Annotated in this window: 17 protein-coding genes; 9 read left to right on the top strand and 8 right to left on the bottom strand. The window is 69.3% G+C overall.

Annotation, left to right across the window (positions count from 1 at the left end; all coding sequences use genetic code 11):
* Positions 1–9: 9 nt before the first annotated feature.
* From MEBOL_RS25775 to MEBOL_RS25790, 4 genes are read left to right on the top strand one after another with little or no spacing between them, the layout of a single operon-like run.
* The gene (locus MEBOL_RS25775; protein ID WP_095979945.1) at positions 10–942 is read left to right on the top strand and encodes an ABC transporter ATP-binding protein; all 933 of its coding nucleotides are present in this window, start codon (positions 10–12) and stop codon (positions 940–942) included.
* Positions 939–1,664: an ABC transporter permease gene (locus tag MEBOL_RS25780; protein ID WP_245918849.1), complete on the top strand. Its 726-nt coding sequence runs from the start codon at positions 939–941 to the stop codon at positions 1,662–1,664. Before MEBOL_RS25775 ends, MEBOL_RS25780 begins: the two co-directional genes overlap by 4 nt.
* Complete coding sequence (locus tag MEBOL_RS25785; protein ID WP_095979946.1) at positions 1,661–3,490, top strand: motility-associated ABC transporter substrate-binding family protein; 1,830 nt, start codon at positions 1,661–1,663, stop codon at positions 3,488–3,490. The genes MEBOL_RS25780 and MEBOL_RS25785 overlap by 4 nt, the downstream gene beginning before the upstream one ends.
* Positions 3,487–4,440: a hypothetical protein gene (locus tag MEBOL_RS25790; RefSeq protein ID WP_095979947.1), complete on the top strand. Its 954-nt coding sequence runs from the start codon at positions 3,487–3,489 to the stop codon at positions 4,438–4,440. The genes MEBOL_RS25785 and MEBOL_RS25790 overlap by 4 nt, the downstream gene beginning before the upstream one ends.
* Here the strand turns inward: MEBOL_RS25790 and MEBOL_RS25795 are convergent.
* Positions 4,415–4,822: a response regulator gene (locus tag MEBOL_RS25795; RefSeq protein ID WP_095979948.1), complete on the bottom strand. Its 408-nt coding sequence runs from the start codon at positions 4,820–4,822 to the stop codon at positions 4,415–4,417. The genes MEBOL_RS25790 and MEBOL_RS25795 overlap by 26 nt on opposite strands.
* The gene (locus MEBOL_RS25800) at positions 4,819–6,141 is read right to left on the bottom strand and encodes a sensor histidine kinase (protein WP_245918851.1); all 1,323 of its coding nucleotides are present in this window, start codon (positions 6,139–6,141) and stop codon (positions 4,819–4,821) included. The genes MEBOL_RS25795 and MEBOL_RS25800 overlap by 4 nt, the downstream gene beginning before the upstream one ends.
* Positions 6,142–6,365: 224 nt before the next feature.
* Between MEBOL_RS25800 and MEBOL_RS25805 the strand changes: the two genes are divergently transcribed.
* Together MEBOL_RS25805 and MEBOL_RS25810 are read left to right on the top strand one after the other, a co-directional pair.
* The gene (locus tag MEBOL_RS25805; RefSeq protein ID WP_095979949.1) at positions 6,366–7,874 is read left to right on the top strand and encodes an FAD-dependent oxidoreductase; all 1,509 of its coding nucleotides are present in this window, start codon (positions 6,366–6,368) and stop codon (positions 7,872–7,874) included.
* 54 nt (positions 7,875–7,928) lie between these two features.
* The gene (locus MEBOL_RS25810; RefSeq protein ID WP_095979950.1) at positions 7,929–8,624 is read left to right on the top strand and encodes a DNA-3-methyladenine glycosylase family protein; all 696 of its coding nucleotides are present in this window, start codon (positions 7,929–7,931) and stop codon (positions 8,622–8,624) included.
* A 28-nt stretch (positions 8,625–8,652) separates the two neighbouring features.
* On the opposite strand, the gene MEBOL_RS25815 is transcribed toward MEBOL_RS25810, so the two are convergent.
* The 3 genes from MEBOL_RS25815 to MEBOL_RS41375 form a co-directional block, all read right to left on the bottom strand.
* Positions 8,653–9,255 carry an MXAN_6652 family MXYO-CTERM-anchored protein gene (locus MEBOL_RS25815; protein ID WP_095979951.1) on the bottom strand — a complete coding sequence of 201 codons (603 nt, stop codon included), beginning with the start codon at positions 9,253–9,255 and terminating at the stop codon, positions 8,653–8,655.
* Between the two features lie 213 nt (positions 9,256–9,468).
* Complete coding sequence (locus MEBOL_RS43160) at positions 9,469–9,720, bottom strand: hypothetical protein (RefSeq protein ID WP_245918853.1); 252 nt, start codon at positions 9,718–9,720, stop codon at positions 9,469–9,471.
* Between the two features lie 158 nt (positions 9,721–9,878).
* Positions 9,879–10,250, bottom strand: a complete 372-nt coding sequence (locus MEBOL_RS41375; protein ID WP_157775474.1) for a hypothetical protein — start codon at positions 10,248–10,250, stop codon at positions 9,879–9,881.
* A gap of 438 nt (positions 10,251–10,688) precedes the next feature.
* Here MEBOL_RS41375 and MEBOL_RS25825 point away from each other — a divergent pair, with 438 nt between their 5' ends.
* Positions 10,689–13,106, top strand: a complete 2,418-nt coding sequence (locus tag MEBOL_RS25825) for a DEAD/DEAH box helicase (protein WP_179956295.1) — start codon at positions 10,689–10,691, stop codon at positions 13,104–13,106.
* Between the two features lie 12 nt (positions 13,107–13,118).
* Entirely contained in the window at positions 13,119–14,498 is a 1,380-nt protein-coding gene (locus MEBOL_RS25830) for a ribonuclease H-like domain-containing protein (protein ID WP_095979953.1), read from the top strand.
* Positions 14,499–14,516: 18 nt separating this feature from the next.
* Here the strand turns inward: MEBOL_RS25830 and MEBOL_RS25835 are convergent, their stop codons facing one another.
* From MEBOL_RS25835 to MEBOL_RS25845, 3 genes are all read right to left on the bottom strand, one after another.
* Positions 14,517–16,622: an FUSC family protein gene (locus MEBOL_RS25835; RefSeq protein ID WP_157775476.1), complete on the bottom strand. Its 2,106-nt coding sequence runs from the start codon at positions 16,620–16,622 to the stop codon at positions 14,517–14,519.
* Between the two features lie 108 nt (positions 16,623–16,730).
* Positions 16,731–17,897 (bottom strand): FAD-dependent monooxygenase, encoded by a 1,167-nt coding sequence (locus tag MEBOL_RS25840; RefSeq protein WP_095979955.1) that lies wholly within the window; start codon positions 17,895–17,897, stop codon positions 16,731–16,733.
* 19 nt (positions 17,898–17,916) lie between these two features.
* Entirely contained in the window at positions 17,917–19,185 is a 1,269-nt protein-coding gene (locus MEBOL_RS25845; protein WP_095979956.1) for a pyridoxal phosphate-dependent aminotransferase, read from the bottom strand.
* Between the two features lie 377 nt (positions 19,186–19,562).
* Between MEBOL_RS25845 and MEBOL_RS41380 the strand changes: the two genes are divergently transcribed.
* Entirely contained in the window at positions 19,563–19,982 is a 420-nt protein-coding gene (locus MEBOL_RS41380) for a hypothetical protein (RefSeq protein WP_157775478.1), read from the top strand.
* Positions 19,983–20,180 lie beyond the last annotated feature (198 nt).

The following is a 20,180-nucleotide window of genomic DNA, read 5'->3' on the forward strand; positions in this document are numbered from 1 at the left end:
GCTGTCGTCATGATCCACGTGGAGGGGCTGACCAAGTACTACGGAGAACGGGCGGCCATCCGGGACCTCGCTTTCGACATCGGGCGGGGCGAGGTCGTCGGCTTCCTGGGACTCAATGGCGCGGGCAAGTCCACCACGCTGCGCATCCTCGGCTGCGTGTTGCTGCCCACGTCGGGGCGGGCGGTCGTCGAGGGACATGACGTGGTGGCGAATCCGCACGAGGTGCGCCAGCGCATCGGCTTCCTGCCGGACACGCCGCCGCTCTACGACGAGATGGACGTGGGCCGCTTCCTCGCCTTCGTGGCGCGACTGCGGGGCGTGTCCTCGCGGCAGGTGGCCGCCCGGGTCGCGGAGGCCGAGGAGAAGACGGGCCTGCGCGAGGTGGACTCGGCGCCTATCTCCTCGCTCAGCCATGGATACCGGCAGCGGGTGGGGGTGGCGCAGGCGCTCGTGCACCGGCCGGCGTTGCTCCTGCTCGACGAGCCCGGCAGTGGGTTGGATCCCCAGCAGATGGTGGAGATGCGCGCGCTGCTGCGCGGCCTTCGGGGCGACCACACGGTGCTCGTCTCCAGCCACCTGCTGCCGGAGATCAGCCAGACGTGTGACCGGCTCTTGATCATCAAGGACGGGGAACTCGCGGCGCAGGGGACCGAGGAGGAACTGGCCCGGCGGTGGGGCGGGAGCGGCTTCATCGAGGTGGAGGTGCGGGGTGCTCGCGAACGGGCGGTGGGGGTCCTCGAGGCCTGGGGCCGGGTGCGGGTGCTGGCCGAGGCGCACGGCGTGGTGACGCTCCAGGTGGAGGCGTCGGCGGAGCGGCGGCCCCAGGTGGCGCGGGCGGTGGTGGACGCGGGCCTGGAGTTGCTGCGGTTGGACCGGGGCGTGGAGAAGCTCGAATCGCTCTTCCTGCGGCTGACCCGGGGCGCGGAGGAGGCCTCGCCATGATGCGCGCCCTGCTCATCGCGCGCCGGGAACTGGGGGCCTCGCTGCGCACCTTCCAGGGCTACCTCATCATCGCCCTGGTGCTGGCGGTGGATGGGCTGCTCTTCAACGCCTACGCCCTGGGCGGCGTGAGCAAGCGCTCCTCGGAGGTGGTGTCGCTCTTCTTCCTGTTCTCCAGCGGCACCACGATGGTGGCCTCGGTCTTCATCTCCATGCGGCTGCTGGCCGAGGAGCGGCAGACGGGCACGCTGTCCCTGCTGTACTCCTCGCCGGTGAAGGACCATGAGATCGTCCTGGGCAAGTTCCTCGGGGCGTTCGCCTTCCTGGCGCTGCTGACGCTGGCCACGGTGTTCATGCCGCTGCTGGTGCGGGTGCATGGCAGGCTGTCGCTGGGTCATATCGCCGCGGGCTATCTGGGGCTGCTCCTGTTGGGCGGCGCGTCGCTGGCCATTGGCACGCTGGGCTCGGCGCTCGCGCGCAATCAGGTGCTGGCCGCCGTGTTCTCCGGGTGCATGCTGGTGGCGCTGCTCACCTGCTGGTGGCTCGCGCGCATCACCGAGCAACCCCTGTCGGACGTCTTCGGTGCGCTGGCGCTGTGGAACCAGCACTTCCAACCCTTCCAGGTGGGCGTGGTGCACGTGCGGGACGTCGTCTACTACCTGCTCGTCACCTATGTGTTCCTCTTCGCCGCCACGCGGGTGCTCGAGGCACGGAGGTGGCGATGAAGCCCACGTCCTGGGTGTCCGCGGGATACGGGGTGGCGCTTGGCGCCCTCTTCCTCGGAGAGCGGGTGGCGGGAGGTGGACGGGAACGGCTCGTGCTGAGCGGAGGCGGTGGGGTGCTCCTGGGGCTCGCGCTGGGCTGGAGTCTGGCGCGGACGCGGCGGGCCTCGGGGGACTGGCGGACGCTGGAGCGCTGGCGGCTGGGGCTCTTCCTGCTGGGGGCGCTGGGGGTGGGGCTCTACTTCTTCCAGGCCGAGGGCGCTGTCCGGGTGCTGGGCGCCGGGTGGAAGCAGAAGCTGCCCCTGCTTCGGAGCGCCCTGGGCGTGCTCTTCCCCGTGGCGCTGACCCTGTCGTTGTTGCCGCTCGGGTGGGTGGAGTTGGCGGTGGGTGGTATGGCGCGAGCGCCCGTGCTGGAGCTGGGACGGGTGCGCTCGGCGTTGCGCTCGGGGCTGGGGCTGGCCTTCGCGCTCGTCTTCGCGTTCTCCTCCCAGTACGTGGCCACCCGGATGGATGTGTCGTGGGACCTGGCGTACTTCCGCACCGCCCGGCCCGGCGAGGCCACGCGAGGGCTGGTGCGCGGGCTCCAGGCGCCCGTGGAGGTGACGCTCTTCTTTCCTCCCGCCAATGACGTGCGGCAGGCGGTGGAGCAGTACCTGCGAGAGCTCTCCCGCGAGTCGCCGCTCCTCCACATCGAGGTGTTGGATCAGGCGGTGGAGCCGGGCAGGGCCCGGGAGCTGGGCGTGGGGGAGAATGGCTCCGTGGTGTTCACCCGGGACGCGCGGCACGAGCGGTTGAAGCTGCCGCTGGACCTGGGAACCGCCCGCTCCGCGTTGCAGCGGTTGGACGAGGAGGTGTTCCGGCGGTTGCGCGAGGTGTCCCGGCCTCGTCGGGTGCTGTACTTGACGGCGGGGCATGGCGAGCGGGGCTTGAGGGCCCAGGCCGCCACGGCGCTGGAGGGCGCGCGGCCCGGCCTGTCCCGGCTGGAGGATTGGTTGCGCGTGCTCAACGTGGAAGTGCGCCCGCTGGGGGTGGCGGAGGGCCTGGGGACGGACGTCCCGCGCGACGCGGCCGTGGTGGCCATGGTGGGGCCCGAGCGAGAGCCATCACCCGAGGAGCTGGCCGCGCTGCGCCGGTACGTGGAGCGGGGAGGGCGGTTGTGGCTCGCGCTGGAGCCGGACGGGCCGGGCCTCGACGCGCTGCTGGAGCCCTGGGGGTTGAGGTCCTCGCGCGTCCCGCTGGCGAACGAGCAGCGCTACCTGCGGTGGAGCCACCAGCGCGGTGATCGTGCCCACCTGGTGACGACGGGCTTTTCCACGCATGCCTCGGTGGCCACCCTGGCCTCGCTGGGCGGTGACGCGTCGGTCGTCTTCTCGGGCGCGACGGCGTTGGAGCCCCTGCCTCCCCTGCCCAGGGGCGTGTCCCTGGATGTAGCGGTGAAGGCCTCTCCGGAGACGTTCCAGGACGCCAATCGGGACTTCACGCCCGACGCGGACGAGCCCCGGCGCGCCTGGCCGCTGGTGGTGGCGTGGGAAAAGGTCCGCCCGGGCGCGGCGGCCGCCCGCATGGTGGTCATGGGTGACGCGGACGTGATGACGGACGATGCCCCGCGGGGATACGGCAACGCGTACCTGTTGGTGGACACGGTGCTCTGGTTGTTGGGCGAGGAGGAGCTGGCCGGTGTCCTGTCGAACGAGGAGGACGTGCCGGTCCAGCACACCCGGCGTCAGGACGGAGTCTGGTTCTACTCGGCTGTCTTCCTCGCGCCCGCGCTGGTGTTGGGGGTGGGGGGGCTCGTGACGAGGCGGCGGAGCAGGAGGCGCGCGCGATGAGGACCCGGAGCGTGGTGCTCCAGGGCGTGCTCGCGGCCCTCGCGCTGGCCGCCGCCTGCTTCGTGAGCCTTCGTGAGCCCGAGGGCGCTCCGGGCGAGGTGATGGTGCTGGATGCCCCGGTGCGCTCCCTGGTGCGGGTGCGCCACGAGGATGCCTCCGGTGCGGTGGAGTTGTTCCACGAGCCCTCCGAGGACGGCGCCCTCTGGTTGCGGGTGGGGACGCGGGAGCTGCGCGCCAACGGCGACGCGACACGGCTGTTCTCCCGCTTCGCGCCCTTGCGCGCCTCCCGGAGTCTGGGGGTCCTGGACGCGCGACACCTGGCCGAGCTGGGATTGAAGGACAGCGCCCGCGTGCTGCGAATCTCCCTGTCCCGGGGCGAGCATGCCTTCCGTCTGGCGGCCCCCGCGTCGGGCTGGCGCGGTCCCTACCTGTGGAGGGAGTCGGACGGGCAGGTCTTCCTCCTGAGCGCTTCGCTCCTGCCGGATCTGGAGAACGCGGCCCACCGGCTCGTGGATCGCTCGCTGCACACCTTCGGGGTGGGCGGGTACGACACCCTCTCCCTGACGATGCCGGAGGGCGCCTCGCGTGCCTTCCGGGTCGAGGCCCCCGCCGATCGCCCGGCCGGACTCGTGCCCCTGGACGCGCCCGGCGCACCGGATGAACTCGCGCGCAGGTGGCACGAGCGCATCACCCTGCTCGCTCCTGCGGCGGGAGACTTCCTCGGCCGGGGCGAGGCGCCTCCCGGCGGGCCTCCCCACGAGTCCTTCCGGGTGGAGTACGGACGGGGGGGCGCCCCCGTGGGCCACCTCATCGTCGCGAGGGGCGCGGACGGCGTCTTCTACGTGCGCACCGAGCACACCCCGGGCTGGGCCCGGCTAGCCCCGTGGGCGGACTCGCTCGTCGAGGAAGCGCGGCGGGTGGTGCTCACGCCGACGAGGCCGCGACCTTGAGCACGCGCCGGACCTCGCGCACCAGGGCATCCGGCAGGCACGGCTTGGTGACGTAGGCGTCGCAGCCCGCGTCCTGCGCCTCGCGCGAGTGCCCGTCCAGGGCATGCCCGGTGAGGGCCACCACGGGAATGGCGCGTGTGCGGTCATCTCCCTTGAGCCGACGCGTGGCCTCCCAGCCATCCATGATGGGCAGGGACAGATCCATGAGGATGACGGAGGGGCGCAGCGCGAAGGCCTGATCCACCGCCTCCTGGCCGTTACGGGCCTCGGCCACGCGGAAGCCGGAGAACTCCAGGTACTCGGCGTACATCTCCCGGGCGTCCTGGTAGTCATCGACGATGAGCACGAGGGGCGCCGGAGCGTCCGGGGCGGGGTGGGTCATGTTCGCCTCGCGCACCGGGGCAGGTAGAGGGTGAAGGTCGAGCCGCGCCCCAGGCTGCTCTCCAGACCGACGCGTCCATCGAGCATGGTGGCCAGCCGGCGGCAGATGGACAAGCCCAGCCCCGTGCCGCCGTACGCACGCGTGGGGGAGCTGTCCACTTGCTGGAAGTCGTCCCAGATCTTCTCCTGATGGACCGGATCGATGCCAATCCCGGTGTCCTTCACGGAGATGTGCAGCGTGGTCGTCGCGACTTCGTACGAGGTCTTCACCTGGATGGAGCCCTCGTGCGTGAACTTGAGCGCGTTGGACAGCAGGTTGACGACGATCTGCTTCACCTTCTGCCGGTCGCTGTGGATGGCGGGCAGGTGGGGATCCACCGTCGCGTTCACCGACAGCTTGGAGCGCACGATGATGGGATCCAGCTCCGACATGACCTCCTGGATGAGCTCGGGCAGGCGGAACTCGGACAGGTGCAGCGGCATCCGGCCCGCCTCGATGCGGGTGATGTCGAGGATCTCGTTGATGATTTCCAGGAGGTGACGCCCGTTGGAGTCGATGCGGCTGAGGCTGCGGCGCTGGGGCGCTGGCAGCTCGCCGTTGACGCCCTGCAGCAGCATGTTGGTGTAGCCGAGGATGGCGTTGAGCGGCGTGCGCAGCTCGTGGCTCATGTTGGCGAGGAACTGGGACTTGGCGGCGCTCGCCTGCTCCAACTGGATGGCCTGGCGGCGCAGGAGCTCGTTCTGCGTGGCCAGCTCCTCCGTGGCGGCGTTCACCCGGGCGGCCAGCTCGCTGGACGCGGCCTCGAGCCGCGTGAGCTGCCGCCCCTTGTACAGCCGCGTCAGGTGCGCGCCCAGGTGGGTCGCCAGCCACGTCACGTCGGGCGACAGCTCCGTGCCCCCTGGCGCGACGAGCAGCAGTCCCGGAGGCGGCGCGCCCGGCGGGGCCCGGCCGAGCGACAGGGTGAACAGTCCGCTTCGGGACGGAGGCAGCTCCGGGACGAACGGGCCTGGTGGAATCCACCGGGGCGTGGCCCATTGGAGGGCCTCCACCAGCGGGTGCCGGGACTCGTGCAGGGCGAGCACGAAGCCCTCCAGGCCCGTCATGCCCGAGGACGCCAAGGGCACGAGGCAGTGCGAGTCCGACTCGTCGGGCGCGAGACACAGCACCTGCTCGACCTGGGCGTTGCGCACGAGCCACGCCACGGCGGCCTCCACGCACGTCCTGGCTTCATCGCACCCGAGCAACAACTCAGAGAACGCGAGCCGCGCTTCGGGGCTCGGCGCGGGCAGCGGTGACGTCAGGGCGGCGATGGATGACAAGAGGCGGCGCTCCGGGGTCCTCGGGGTTTAAGGGTCGGGCTGTGACGTCGCATGGAGACGAGGGACTCCATGGTAGTGCGTCCCCCTGCCCGGATGGCCAACGTCTCGCGGACGTGGGTGTTGGTTGTTGCACAACTGAATGCTCCACTGCCGGACAAGCAGGCGGTGGTGCCTGCCCGCCTGCTCGCCATGTCAGCCCCCTGCTTCGTTCCTAACCTGTCCGCATGGTCGACGAGCGCGAACACAAGTCGCTGTGGACGGTAACAGCCCCCCTGCGGCGCTACCCCGCATTGTCGGAGGACCTCGAGGTGGACGTGGTGGTGGTGGGGGGCGGCCTCGCGGGGTTGACCACGGCCCTGTTGCTCAAGGAGGAGGGTAAACGGGTGGCGGTGGTGGAAATGCACCGGCTGTCGTCCGGCCAGACGGGACAGACCACGGCGCACCTCACCGAGTTGCTGGACACGCCGTATGACACCTTGATGTCGGATTTCGGGGAGAAGGGGGCGCGTCTGGCCGCGGAGTCCGTCCGGGCGTCCATCGAGAAGGTGGCCGGACTGGTGGAGCGCCTGGGCATTTCATGTGGTTTCCAGCGGGTTCCAGGCTATCGCTACGCGGAGACGGACGACGAGGTCCAGGCACTGGAGCGCGAGGCCTCCGCGGCCCGGCGGGCGGGCCTGATGTGCTCGCTGACGAACGAGGTGCCGCTGCCCTATCCGGTGAAGCGCGCGCTGCGCGTGGAGGACCAGGCGTGGTTCCACCCGCGCGAGTACCTGCGGGCCATCGCCGAGCGGATTCCCGGAGAGGGCAGCCACGTCTTCGAGGAGACCCAGGTCACCGACATCCACGAGGGCGCTCCCTGCCGGGTGACGACCACGCGGGGCATCATCACCTGCCAGGACGTGGTGGAGGCGACGACCACGCCCATCAACCGGGGCCTGCTGCACACCCGGCTCTACCCCTACCGCTCCTACGTGGTGGCGGGGGTGCTCGAAGGCCCCCTGGCGCCCGGGCTCTATTACGACAGCGCGGACCCCTATCACTACATCCGCACCCAGACGGTGGAGGGCCGCGAGTACGTGATCGTGGGGGGCGAGGACCACAAGGTGGGGACGGAGGAGGACACCCGCCGCTGCTTCGCGGCGCTGGAGGAGTACCTGCGCCAGCGCTTTCCGGTGACGGAGGCGGCGTATCGCTGGTCGGGGCAGGTCATCGAGCCGGCGGATGGACTGCCGTACATCGGGTGTAACGGAGGCTCGCGGCACGTATGGGTGGCCACGGGCTTCTCGGGCACGGGAATGATGTTCGGAACGTTGGCGGGGATGATCCTCACGGATTCGATTCTCGGACGGGACAATCCCTATGCGGCGCTCTACGACGCCACGCGGGTGAAGCCGACGGTGGGCACCCGCGACTTCGTCCACGAGAACGCGGACGTCGCGTTCCACTTCGTGGCGGACCGGCTCGTGAGGCCCGAGGTGCACGACCTGTCCGAGGTGCCTCCGGGTGAGGGCCGGCTCGTGGAGGTGGAGGGCAAGAAGGTGGCGGTCTACCGGGAGGAGGGCGGCGGGGTCCACGCGGTGAGTCCGGTGTGCACGCACCTGGGCTGTCATGTGCATTGGAACAAGGCCGAGCGCTCCTGGGACTGCCCCTGCCACGGGGCGCGTTTCAGCCCGACGGGAGAGGTGCTCAACGGGCCCGCGATGAAGGGCTTGACCTCGAAGAAGATCCGATGACGCGGGGAGCGCGAGAGGGCTGCATCGAGGAGGCGCGGGTGGCACGATGGGCCCATGTCCCCCGCGCCCGCCGCCAGTGATGCCATTGCCTCCGCCGACAGCCTGCTGCCCGAGGGCTTCACCCCCGCCGCCCGCCGCGCGTTGGTGAAGGCGGATCCAACGCTCGGCGCGCTGATGAAGCGGGTGGGGCCCTTCGCGCTCCAGGTGGAGGCATTGCACAGTCCCTTCCAGGCGCTGGCGCGCTCCATCGCGTACCAGCAACTCACGGGCAAGGCGGCGGCCACCATCTTCGGCCGGGTTCGCGAGCGCGTGGGCGAGGGCAAGCACTTCACGCCCGAGGCGGTGCTGGCCCTGCCGGTGGAGAGCCTTCGGGAGGCCGGCTTGTCGGGCGCGAAGGCGGCGGCGCTCCGGGACCTGGCCGCCAAGGCGTTGGAGGGCGAGGTGCCCACGCTGGCCCGGGCCAAACGCATGAGCGATGCGGCCCTGGTGGAGCACCTGACGAAGGTACGCGGAATCGGGCAGTGGACGGTGGAGATGCTGCTCATCTTCCGGCTGGGCCGGCCGGACATCCTGCCCGTGGACGACTACGGGGTGCGCAAGGGCTTCATGCGGACGTACGGCCTGAAGGACATGCCCCGCCCGAAGGAGCTGCTGGCCCACGGAGAGCGCTGGCGTCCCTGGCGCTCGGTGGCGAGCTGGTACATGTGGCGCGCGCTCGAACTGCCGGAAAGCCCCGCCTCGGAGGACTGAGGCTTTCCGGCGGCGTCCGAGGACGGTTTCAGCTCCAGCGGCGGCGCAGCAGGGGCAGGCCCGCGGCGGCCATCGCGAGGACGAACATGGGCAGGCCACCCGTGGTGGAGCAGCCTCCCTGGGTGTCATCCCCTTCGTCGCCCGTGACCGTTACATCGAGGGTCGTGCTGCTGCCCCGGTCTCCGTCGCTGCTGCCATTGTTGTTGGCGGAGTTGCCGGCACCGTAGATCTTGACGGTTCCCGGCGTGGTGGGGGCGACCAGGGAGAAGCTGAAGCGGAGCTCCCCGTCCTTGAAGGCCTGGGGACCATCGTGGGTGATTTCGGCCCCCAGCTTCTGCGAGCCCGTGCCCGGCTGGAGCACCGCGGTGGTGTTGTCGACGGCGACGTTCATGCCGCCCACCACCGCTGCTCCACCCCGGATGGTGAGCGTGTACTCGCCCTTGGCACCCGGGGCGAGCTCGGTGGGGCCGGAGAGCGTCACGGTGGGCGCGCTGGCGCCCAGGTGGCAGCTGTTGCAGGACTGGCCCGACGACTTGTTGGACATGCCGGTGATTCCGGCGGTGTTGGCGAGAGCCGGAGTCGAGAGAAGAGACAGGGACATCGCGCCCAGGGCGCGCAAGGCGAAACGCATGGAACCTCCACGAGGAACAGCTCCATGTCGTAGCCTGCTTCCTTGCCGCCGTGTGTTCACTTCCGCACATGGGTGGAATGAGGAAGGGTCGTGCCGGAAGCTCCTCCGGGCTTGACGCAGTGCGTAGGCGGCGTTCCACGCCTCGACTTTCCCGGCAAGCGAGGGGAACGCACCTGTACGCGATGCAGATGAAGAGCGGTGCAGCGGCCTGGATTATTCCCGGGCGAGGATACGACCCTTCCCATCAATAGCGTAGACCGCACCAATGTCCGGCAGGATGACGTCCAATTCGCATTTCCTCGGGTCAGGTGCGAACTGGACGTAAAACAGCCCCTCATCGGCTTGTAGGATACGCATGTCGATGTTCTCCCAGCGGGCCAGACATTTGTCCTCAGGTGTTTTCAATGAGCTGTAGTTGATGCTCGGAGGTCGATAGTCATCCATTGCTACCTTGAGTGCGGCCATGACTGGGCCTGTCAGGACTGTTGCTCCTTCCATTGAAGGAGGAAATTGCACCGCGGAGGCTTCCTCGGGCGATGCCCATTCCGCCTTTTGGTGCCTGTAGATTCCAAGAAACGAGCATCCAGACAGGAGCAGTGACGCGTAGACACAAATCAGGTATCTCATTCGTGCTCCTGTCGTGGAAGCCAGTCCTGGCCATCCAGCATATTCACGCTTCCCCACTTGTCGTCGACCTTGGCAATGGGGATCCATTCTCCACGACGCAGCGCGGAGATGGTACGGGAATAATTGTTGTAGTTGTATGCGCTGCATCCGCCCATTGGTTCCTTGAAGAACATCAACAACTTTCGGTCGAAAACCTGCCCGCTGTTCTTGTCGACAAATCGCGTGGGATACCAATGTGCTCTACCGCTCAGATCTTGAGATGAAAAGCGACGATTGTGCGGGTGGGTGTGCTCCGCCGAGGAGTAATGCGTCTTGATGTGTTGGGTCGGAGAGCCGGGTGGGGAGGATGCAGCTTTTCGTTTCTCCATCCAAGGTGTTCTTGATGTCGGAAAGATAGCTGAGGAAGTACCCGCCGCCTTTTTCGGAGTGATAGAAGATGGCGCAGTACTCGGATCCATACCGTCCATTGGACGCACCGGGCTGGCTCGTCATGAGTTCACATGCGCTCGAAGCCAGATCTTCCAGTTTCGGGTAGGGACCCGCCAGGGGACCATCGACCTGGAGCGAGCCATTAGGCAGACGGCGTACCCGTACATTGGGATTGGTCGCGCAGTCCGCGGTCAGCAGCAGTCCTAGCGCAAGCATTGCGCGCCATGTAGAGCCTGGCGCCTCGGGGTCAAGCGGCATGTGACGGAAGCTAGCACGCGAAGTGAACTCCTCATGTGAGGAGAATCCTCTCGTCGGGTGGCCGCGGGCGGACATCCGCGTTGCCTCCCCGGGTACACGCTTGTACAGTGCCCGCCCTCATGAAGCCTGAGAAGGAAGAGGGGGCTTTCACCGGGTCCCGGCGCAAGCCCTGGACGGGGCCTCGCGGCCTCGAGGCCGTCCTCCAGGGCTGGCGCGACAACAAGAAGCTGTGGCCCGACATCGTCCTGGATGAGGTGACGCCCGCCCGCCCTGGCGCCCATGCCCCCATTCCCGAGGGCGTGGCTCCCCAGGTGCGCGAGGCCCTGCGCCGCCGGGGCATCGAGCAGCTCTTCTCCCACCAGGCCCAGTCCTTCGAGCTCGCCCGCTCTGGCCAGAACCTGGTCATCGCCACCCCCACGGCCTCGGGCAAGAGCCTCTGCTACAACCTGCCCCTGCTGGATCGCTTCGCCCGCGAGCCCCAGGCGCGCGCCCTCTACCTGTTTCCCACCAAGGCGCTCTCGCGCGATCAGGAAGAGTCCCTGCGCGTCTTCATGCGCGAGGCGGGCCTGGAGCACGGCGCCATCACCTTCGACGGCGACACCCCGGCGGATGCCCGGCGCGCGGCTCGCGAGCGCAGCGGCGTGCTGCTCACCAACCCGGACATGCTGCACACCGGGATTCTTCCCCACCACGCGAACTGGGCCCGGCTCTTCTCCAACCTGCGCTACGTCGTCATCGACGAGCTGCACACCTACCGGGGCGTCTTCGGCTCGCACCTGGCCAACGTGCTGCGCCGGTTGCAGCGGGTGGCGGCCTTCCATGGCTCGTCGCCCACCTTCATCCTGGCCTCGGCCACCATCGGCAACCCCAAGGCCCACGCCGAGCGGATGCTGGGCCGCGAGGTAGCGCTCGTCTCCGAGAGCGGTGCTCCCTCGGGTGAGCGCCGCGTCATGGTCTACAACCCGCCCGTGGTGAACGCGGAGCTGGGCATCCGCGCCAGCTACCTCAAGAGCGCCGTGCGGCTGACGGCGGACCTGGTGCGCGCCGAGGTGTCCACGCTCCTCTTCGGCCAGTCGCGCAACTCCGTGGAGGTGATGCTCAAGTACCTCCGGGACCGGTTCATCGAGGAGAAGATGGACCCCTCGCTCATCCAGGGCTACCGGGGGGGCTACCTGCCCGGCACGCGCCGCGCCACCGAGGCCGCCATGCGCGCGGGCGAGGTGCGCTGCGTGGTGGCCACCAACGCGCTGGAGCTCGGCATCGACATCGGCTCGCTCGACGCGGTGGTGTGCGCGGGCTACCCGGGCTCCGTGGCGGCGCTGATGCAGCGCTTCGGCCGCGCGGGCCGCCGGGGCTCGGGCAGTCTCGCCCTGCTCGTCACCTCCAGCGCGCCCCTGGATCAATACCTCGCGGCGGATCCTCGCTCGCTCACGGGCGCTCCGGTGGAGCACGCGCGCATCGATCCGGACAACGTGGAGATCCTGGTGCAGCACCTCAAGTGCGCCTCCTTCGAGCTGCCCTTCGAGGAGGGAGACACCTTTGGGGACGTGCCGGGCGAGTCCGTCGCGGACGCGCTCGGCTTCCTCGCCCAGCATCAGGTGGTGCACCCCACGCCCGGCGCCGACGGCCGCCGCATGTTCCACTGGTCCTCGGATGCGTACCCGGCCAACCACGTCTCGCTGCGCAGCGTGGGCTGGGACAACGTGGTCATCATCGAGCTGGGCACGGACCGCACGCTCGCGGAGATGGACTTCCGCTCGGCGCACACCATGTTGCACGAGCAGGCCATCTACCAGCACGAGGCCGAGCAGTATCAGGTCGAGCGCTTCGACTACGACAACCACAAGGCCTACGTGCGCAAGGTGGCGCCCGACTACTTCACCGACGCGATGACGTACGTGCGCGTGAACGTCATCCAGGAGGATCAGGGCGCCGCCATGGGCTCCACGCTCCAGGCGGGCATGGGCGAGGTGAGCGTCATCGAGAAGGTGGTGGGCTACAAGAAGATCAAGTTCCACACCCACGAGAACGTGGGCTACGGCGAGGTGGCGCTGCCCGAGATGCAGATGCACACCACCGCGCTCTGGCTCACCGTGCCCGAGAGCGTGGTGCGCGCGATGGGGGCGCCGCGGCCCGCCGTCATCGACGCGCTCCGGGGCCTCACCACCGCGCTGCGCACCGTGGCGTGCGTGGGGCTGATGATCGACCCGAGGGATCTGGGCAAGACGCTCGGGAGCAAGGACGACGCGGAGGGGCCTCCCCGCAAGGACGGGGGCGTGGGCTTCGATCCGACGATGTTCCTCTACGACAACATCCCGGGCGGCGTGGGGCTGGCCGCGCGCCTGTTCGACCAGCGCGAGGAACTGCTGCGTCGCGCGCGGCGCCTGGTGGAGGCGTGCGTGTGCGAGGAGGGTTGCCCCGCGTGCATTGGTCCCGTGGCGGGCGGCATGCCGGGCAGCGCGCCGGTGGATAGCCACCCCCGCAAGCGGCTCGCGCTGGAGATTCTCTCGGCGCTCGGCGTCGTGGCCCTGCAGTAGGCGAGGTGCACCGTGGACTTGAAGCGCAAGCTGGCTCGGCTTGGCGGCGTGGGTCCCGGTGGCAAGCCGGGCGCGGGGCCTTCCGCCCTGCCCGAGGCCCCGGTGGCGCCCGCGCCGCCCGTGCCCGTCGAGGTGCCTCGCGCGGAGCCGGACCCTCGCGTGGTCGCGCTGCGCCGGATGTTGGGCGAGCTGGCCGAGCGTCAGGGCGCGGCTTCCGTCGCCCGCCGGGGTATCCCCGAGGCGCCGCGCCCGGGTCCTCTTCCCGCCGAGCCCCGGACCACCCCGCACGGGGTCGTCCACGTCGCCGAGCAACTGCTGTCCGAGGACGCGCACCATGGCCGGGCGCCGCTCGCCGAGGCGCTGGACGTGGAGGCGTCCCTGGTGGCCGCGCTCGCGTTGCAGCCGGGACTCGCGGGCGTGGATTTCCGGCGCATGCTCTTCCTGGACACGGAGACCACGGGGCTCGCGGGTGGCACGGGCACCGTGCCCTTCCTGGTGGGCCTGGCCTGGTTCGAGGGCCGACGGCTGCGCGTGCACCAGCTCTTCCTGCGCCGGCTGGGCGAGGAGACGCCGATGCTGCGGCTGCTCGCCGAGCGCATGGCGGGGTCCTCCTGCCTGGTGACGTTCAACGGCAAGAGCTTCGACTGGCCCCTGCTGCGCACGCGCTTCGTCCTCAATCGGGTGCCCGTCCCTCCGGAGCTGCCTCACCTGGACCTGCTGCACTGCGCGCGCCGGGTCTTCAAACACCGGGGCTCGGGGACTCGGCTGGTGCACCTGGAGGAGCAGGTGCTCGACTACCACCGGGTCGGGGACGTGGACGGCTCCCTCATCCCCGAGCTGTATTTCCGCTTCCTGCGCGGAGGGGATGGCTCGGCCCTGACGCCCGTGCTGGAGCACAACGCGAAGGATCTGTTGCTGCTGGCGGCGCTCCTGGGGCTGCTGGTGAGGCGCTTCCGGGCGAGTGGCGCCGAGGGGGCGGACCCCCGGGACTTGCTGGGCTTCGCGGGCGTGGCGCTCCGGGCCCGGGACTACGCGCGGGCGCATGACTTCGCCCGGGCCGCCGCGGCGGGAGACTCGGGGGGCCCGGTGGGGACCGAGGCGCTCGCGCTCGCCTCGCGCCTGGCTCGCCGGGGCGGGGATGACCGGACGGCGGTGGCGAATCTGCAACGGGCGCTCGCCTCGGCTCGGGCGGACCAGACCGGCCCCCTGCATCTGTCATTGGCCAAGCTGTACGAGCATGGGCTGAAGGATCTCCCCCGGGCGCTCCACCATGCCCGGCTCGCCACGCCCGCGGAGTCCGGCGAGGCCCTGCGCCGCCGCGTCGAGCGCCTGGAGCGCAAGCTGTCCCGCGTGGCGCGCACGCCCACCCTGGATTGGGGCGAGCCGCGTTGAGACGCCTTCCCGGAGGGCTCAGGGCCTCCAGGGGAAATAGAGCCGGGTGGGAGCCCTCAGGGATTGGGCCAGGAGGGCGAGCGCCTCATCCACCCGCGTGAGCCAGTGCAGGAGGATGGGGGGGCTCGCGGGGCCTCGGCGAAGGGTCTCCTCGCCCACGAGCGAGCGCTGGGCCTTGTCGAGCAACGCGGAGGCGGGTTCGACGGGGGGAACTTCCTCCGCGCCGATGCTGTCCGCCAGCGCGCGCGTGTTGTGGGCGAGTTGGAGCCCCGCCTCGCGCAACAGCTCGCGGGAGGTTCCGTTGAGCCCCAGCAGGCCGCGCCCCATCTCCAGGTGCCGGACGGAGAGGACCAGCTCGGACACCGCGTGCACCGTACGGACCGCCCGGGGCGAGAATCGTCCGAGCTTCCCGGCGAGGAGAGGCCGCGCCGCCGTGCGCAACTCCCGCAGGCGGGCATCGAGGACCCGCGCGGAGTCGAGCAACCGGGCCTGGTCCGTTTCCCGGGTCCGGTTCACCACGGCTTCCTCCAGGTAGTCACCCGCCGCGTCGAGGACCTGCCGGGCCACCTTCTGGACATGGGCCGTCGTGCGCTCGGGCATCAGGAAGAGGGCGATGGTGACGCCAATGCCCGCGCCAATCAGTGTTTCCTCGATGCGCAGGTAGAGCAGCCCCGGCGAGAGCCGGCCGAGCAATCCGTAGAGCACGGACAACAACGTGGTGAACCAGAAGACCATCCACGCGTAGGACACCTGGATCAAATAGAAGCCGAGGAAGACGCACACGAAGATGGAGGCGATTTCGAGGCCGTCATGGCCCGTGACGAGCCGCGCGAGGAACAATCCCGCCACCACGCCCAGCACCGTGCCAAGGACGCGGGCCCATGCGCGCTGCACGGTGTCCCCACTCGAGCGCGTGCGTGTGAAGATGACGAAGGCGGTGATGACGGCCCAGTACCAGCGCTCGGCGGACACCGCGTAGCCCGCCGCCATCGCGAGCACGCTCGCCACGGTGACCTGGAGCGCCTGGCGCGTGGAGGGATGGAGTCCCTCGCGCGCGAGTTCCTGGGCGACTGGGTTCGGTGACTCCGTCATCCTCGGCCCCAGGGCCTCCGGGAGCAGTTCGTCGGTGAGCAGGAATGATGCATCCACCAGGTCCGAGAGGGAGTTGCGGAAGCGCCGGGCGTCCGAGCTGCCTGGCTCGTCGCGGGTGGGCTCCGGGGTGGCGGCCCGGAGCCGCTCGAGGTGGGTGTGCATCATCCGCGAGGCCGCGGGTGCACGGTGGCGGATGGCGATTCGTGCCGCCACCAGGGCGCTATGCACCTCGCCGCGCACCTCGGGGGACAGCGCGCCCGTCTCGATGATCTGCCGGACCGCGCCCAGCACCCGGTTGGCCGCCAGTTCCACTTCGAAGAGCCTCTGCCTTAGGGGGATCTGATCGCTCGGGAGCAGATCCTCCACCGCGAGGGCCGCGTCACTCAGCCGGTCGGCCTGAAGGGACAGCCGGCGGACCAGCGCGGGCGTCAACCGAGGTTGCCCGGACACCTCCGCGAGTTCCCACAACACCACGTCGAGTGTCTTTCGGAAGGCGCGCAGGAGACGCCGCAGATTCCGCTCCGGCCGGTCCGGGATGAGGACGAAGCGCACCGCGTACGCGATTCCCACGGCGACGACCATGGCCCCGGCGAGCGCGGGCACCTGCGCCAGCTTCGCGCGGAAGAACAGGGCGTTGAAGAAGGAGAAGAAGCCGATCATCCCGAGCGCCAGGCCTCGGGGCCCGAAGCGCCGCACGAACGTGGTGATGAAGATGGTGACCGCGAAGGCCACCGCGCCGAGCAGGGGAATCTGGGCGGCGAGCGTGCCGAGGACGGCGGCCAGGACGGCGGGAAACACCAGGAGGGCCGTCGTGACGCGTTGAGCCCGGGGCTCGGTGTCGGTGGCGAGCTGGGAACCCATCATCGCCACCATCGTCCCCACGAGGGTGACGGTGGGGGGCTCCCCCAGCAGGCGGGCGAGCCAGGACAGGACGAGTACCGCCAGGCCCGCGCCCAGGGCGGCCCGCAGCCCCTTGCGCAACCGGCCCAGGTCGGGGTCGGAAATCAGGAAGACGTCCCAGAGATGCCTCACGTTGTGCAAATCCACCCTCCCCGGAGAGGTTGAGGATGGGAGAGCGTTCATGCGGGCCCGTCCGCCCGGTTGCCTGGCTTCCAGAGAGGCTTCCCGCGTCAGGACGGGTCAGGGCTCGAAGCGCATGAGGGCGCGCATCTGCCGGAGGTTGGCGCTCGGGGGCACGAGCCGGGCGGCCGTGTCGCGCAGGAAGCGGCCCGCGGCGTTCTCCAGTTGGGCGACCCGCCCCAGTTGGAAGGACTGGTTCACGATGGAGTTGGCGCGGCGGAGCCGGCGCTGCTCGTAGGCGGCGAGCGCGCTGGGCAGGTCCGCTTCCCGCGCCAGACAGCGGGCGAGCACCACGGCGTCCTCGATGGCCTGGCAGCCCCCCTGGCCCATGTTGGGAGTCATCGGATGGGCGGCGTCCCCCAGGAGCGTCACCCGTCCCTGGCTCCAGCGGGTCAGGGGTTTCCGGTCGAAGATGTCCGTGCGGAAGAGCTGTTCCTCGGGCGTGGACTCGAGCAGGGGGGCGATGGGGGCGTGCCAGCGGCCGAAGAGCTCGAGCAGGGCGGCGCGGCTCCGGCCGGGTTCGTCCTTGCCTCCGGCGGGCGCGTTGCGCGTGGCGTACCAATAGATTTCACCCTGGCCGACGGGGACGATGCCGAAGCGGGCTCCGGGCCCCCAGGTCTCCGTGGCGGCGCGTGGCTCGGCCCGAGGCAGCTCCGTCGTGATGCCCCGCCAGCTCGTATAGCCCGAGTACCGGGTCTCATCCGCCCAGAGCGTCCGGCGCACCACCGAGTGCAATCCATCCGCGCCCACCAGCACGTCTCCGGTGGCGCTCGTTCCATCCGAGAGCGTCACCGTCACCCGCGAGCCCTCGTCGTGGAAGCCCGTCACCGCGCACCCCGTGCGCACCTGGGCGGGTGCGAGTTCGCCGAGCAGCACCTGCTGCAACCGGGAGCGGCGGATGGCGATGGCGGGGATTCCCAGCTCGCGCTCCATCTGTTCGACGGGCAGGCGGTTGATGATCCGTCCGGCCGGGTCGAGCGTGGAGAGCGAGGCCAGGGGCACTCCCTCCCGGGCCACCGCGTCGGCGAGCCCGATCGCGCGCAGGGCGAGCATGGCGTTCATCTGCACGGTGATGCCGGCTCCCACGGGGCGCAGGACCTCGGCGCGCTCGAGGACCGTGGAACCGATGCCGGCCACACGAAGGGCGTGGGCCAGGGTGAGGCCGCCGATGCCACCTCCCGCGATGAGCACATGGCGGGAGGCCTGCGGAGAGGAGGACGCGGTCATGACGGGTAGCTCCTGGGGGTCACCCCGTGGAGGGGCGGAGGATCAGGGTTTCCAGCCGGTCCAGGGCCTTGTCCAACACGTCCTGGGACGGGCCGAAGGACAGCCGCACATAGTTGCGGAAGCGCGAGGGGCGGGCGCGGCGCTTGCCGGGGTTCACGTCGAAGAATTCCCCGGGCACGGTGATGATCCGTTGATCGAGCGCGGCGCGGAAGAAGCCCATGCCCTCGTTGAGGGGCGCGGGCAGTCCCGCCACGTTGCCCCAGATGTAGAAGGTGCCATCGGGGGGACGGTCCGTGCGGATGCCCAGCCGCTCCAGCCGCGAGTGGATGCGGTCGCGCTTGTCGCGGAAGTGGCGGTGGATGGCGAGCGTCTCCTTCACCACGAGCTGCTCCTCCAGCAGGGGCATGGCGGCGCGCTGCAGGGGACGGCTGCCACCGCCGTCGAGGAAGCTGCCCGCGCTGGAGACCGCCTCGATGACCTGGCGGGGCCCCACGGTCCACGTCATGCGCCAGCCCGGGTAGCGCCAGTTCTTGGTGAGGCCGTCGAAGAGGACCACGGGATCCTTGTTGACGTCCTCCACGTAGCGGGCGGCGCTTTCCACGGGGAGCTGGTTGGGGCGGCCCGTCCAAACGTAGTGCGAATAGAACTCGTCGATGAGGAGGGTGCACTCCAACTCCCGGGCGACGGACACCCAGCGCGCCAGCTCATCGCCCTGGACGAGCTTGCCGGTGGGGTTGCAGGGGTTGGAGAAGAGGAGGGCGGAGAGGCCACGGCCCTGCACCTCACGGCGCAGATCCTCGTGGGTGAAGGCATAGCCGCGCTCGCCCTCGAGGAGGATGGGGATGGAGGTGAAGGCCTTGAAGACGTCCAGCAACTCCTCGTAGGCGGTGTAGTCCGGCAGGAAGTGGCCCAGGTTGACCATGCCAAGACTGGCGGCGGCGCGGGTGAGGGCGGTGCGGCCGCCACCGGAGAGCGAGACGTTCTCGGCGCTGTACTGGCTGGGCATGCCCCTCCGGTAGAGCCGGTTGTAGAGGGACGCGATGGCCTCGCGCACCTCCCAAAGGCCGGCCACGGGGGCGTACTCCAGGTCATTCATGTCCACGGGGACGGTGCCCACGCGGGGCGGAGCGCCGGGAAGCTCACCAATCTCGGGCTGGCCCTGGCCCAGGTTGCACCATTCGGGGTCGCTCGGGCGGTAGCCTCGGCGCATGGCCTCGGTGGTGACGTAGATGACGCCCGTGCGCGGCACGGTGCGGAACGCGGGAATCGATGAAAGATCGTCGCTCACGTCCCCACGCTAGCGGAGGACGGTGGGGACTTTCATCCGCCGAAATCACCCGAGGGGCTTGGAGAGGCTGCTAGGCTCGCCGTAGCTTTGGACCTTGAGGAAAAACATGGTCGGGATTCGTCGCTGGAGCTTGTGGTTGGGACCGGCGGTCGTCCTTTGGAGTTGCTCGGCTTCTAGAGAAGACTTGAGCGTTGGTTCGCAATGGAGACCCACACGGATTTTCGATCAGCGTTCCGGGCGTATCTTCGATCGTGAACTGTTGATGCTATATCGGGAGAGAACCGGAGAATGTCGTGCTTACGGATATAACAGCGCGACGCGTGTTGTGTCGGCACTGCGTGACAGTCAATGGATCCCCATTGGTCTGGTCTATTCCGATGACGGAGACATTCGCCTGTTCGATGGTCAGGATTGGCTGCCTTGAGGATTTTCCACCGCGTCTGGTGAAATACCATGAAAAGCCTTGTTTCGCTGTTTCTGTGCTGGGCCGTGCTGCTTCCGGGCTGCTCCTTGCTCCATCGTTTTGGGTATTACAGACACGAGAAGGCGCAATGGGCGTCCCCGGACGAGGCGGAGAAGGTGCGGTTTCCCGCTTCTTTCGAAAATGGAACCCGGCTATTGCCCAGTGTCTCTCTCGTTGGGACACTTTCGATATGTCGATCCTCCAGGCAGGGGAGGACCTTTTCTTCGTGAGTTTCCTTCCCCATCTGTCCCGGTGTGGCATTGACGCCATCGTGATGGATGCGGGTGCGACCTATGCGATTGATGGGAAGGGAAGGATCCTCGACGTGAGATGAGTTCGCCGGGTGGAGTGGCTGCCGTCAGTTGCGCACGAGTTCGGACAGGATCTCCTGCGAGAGGTCTGGGGAGGCTGCTAGGCTCGTCACCAGCTCTGTTGCCCAAGGAAAAACATGGTCGGGATTCGTCGCTAGGTAGGAAGTACTGTGAGGCACCCAGATCCATCAAGGACGACTCGCACCGAGATGCCATCGTCC

It is taken from the genome of Melittangium boletus DSM 14713 (genome assembly GCF_002305855.1).
In the GTDB taxonomy this organism is placed as follows: domain Bacteria; phylum Myxococcota; class Myxococcia; order Myxococcales; family Myxococcaceae; genus Cystobacter; species Cystobacter boletus.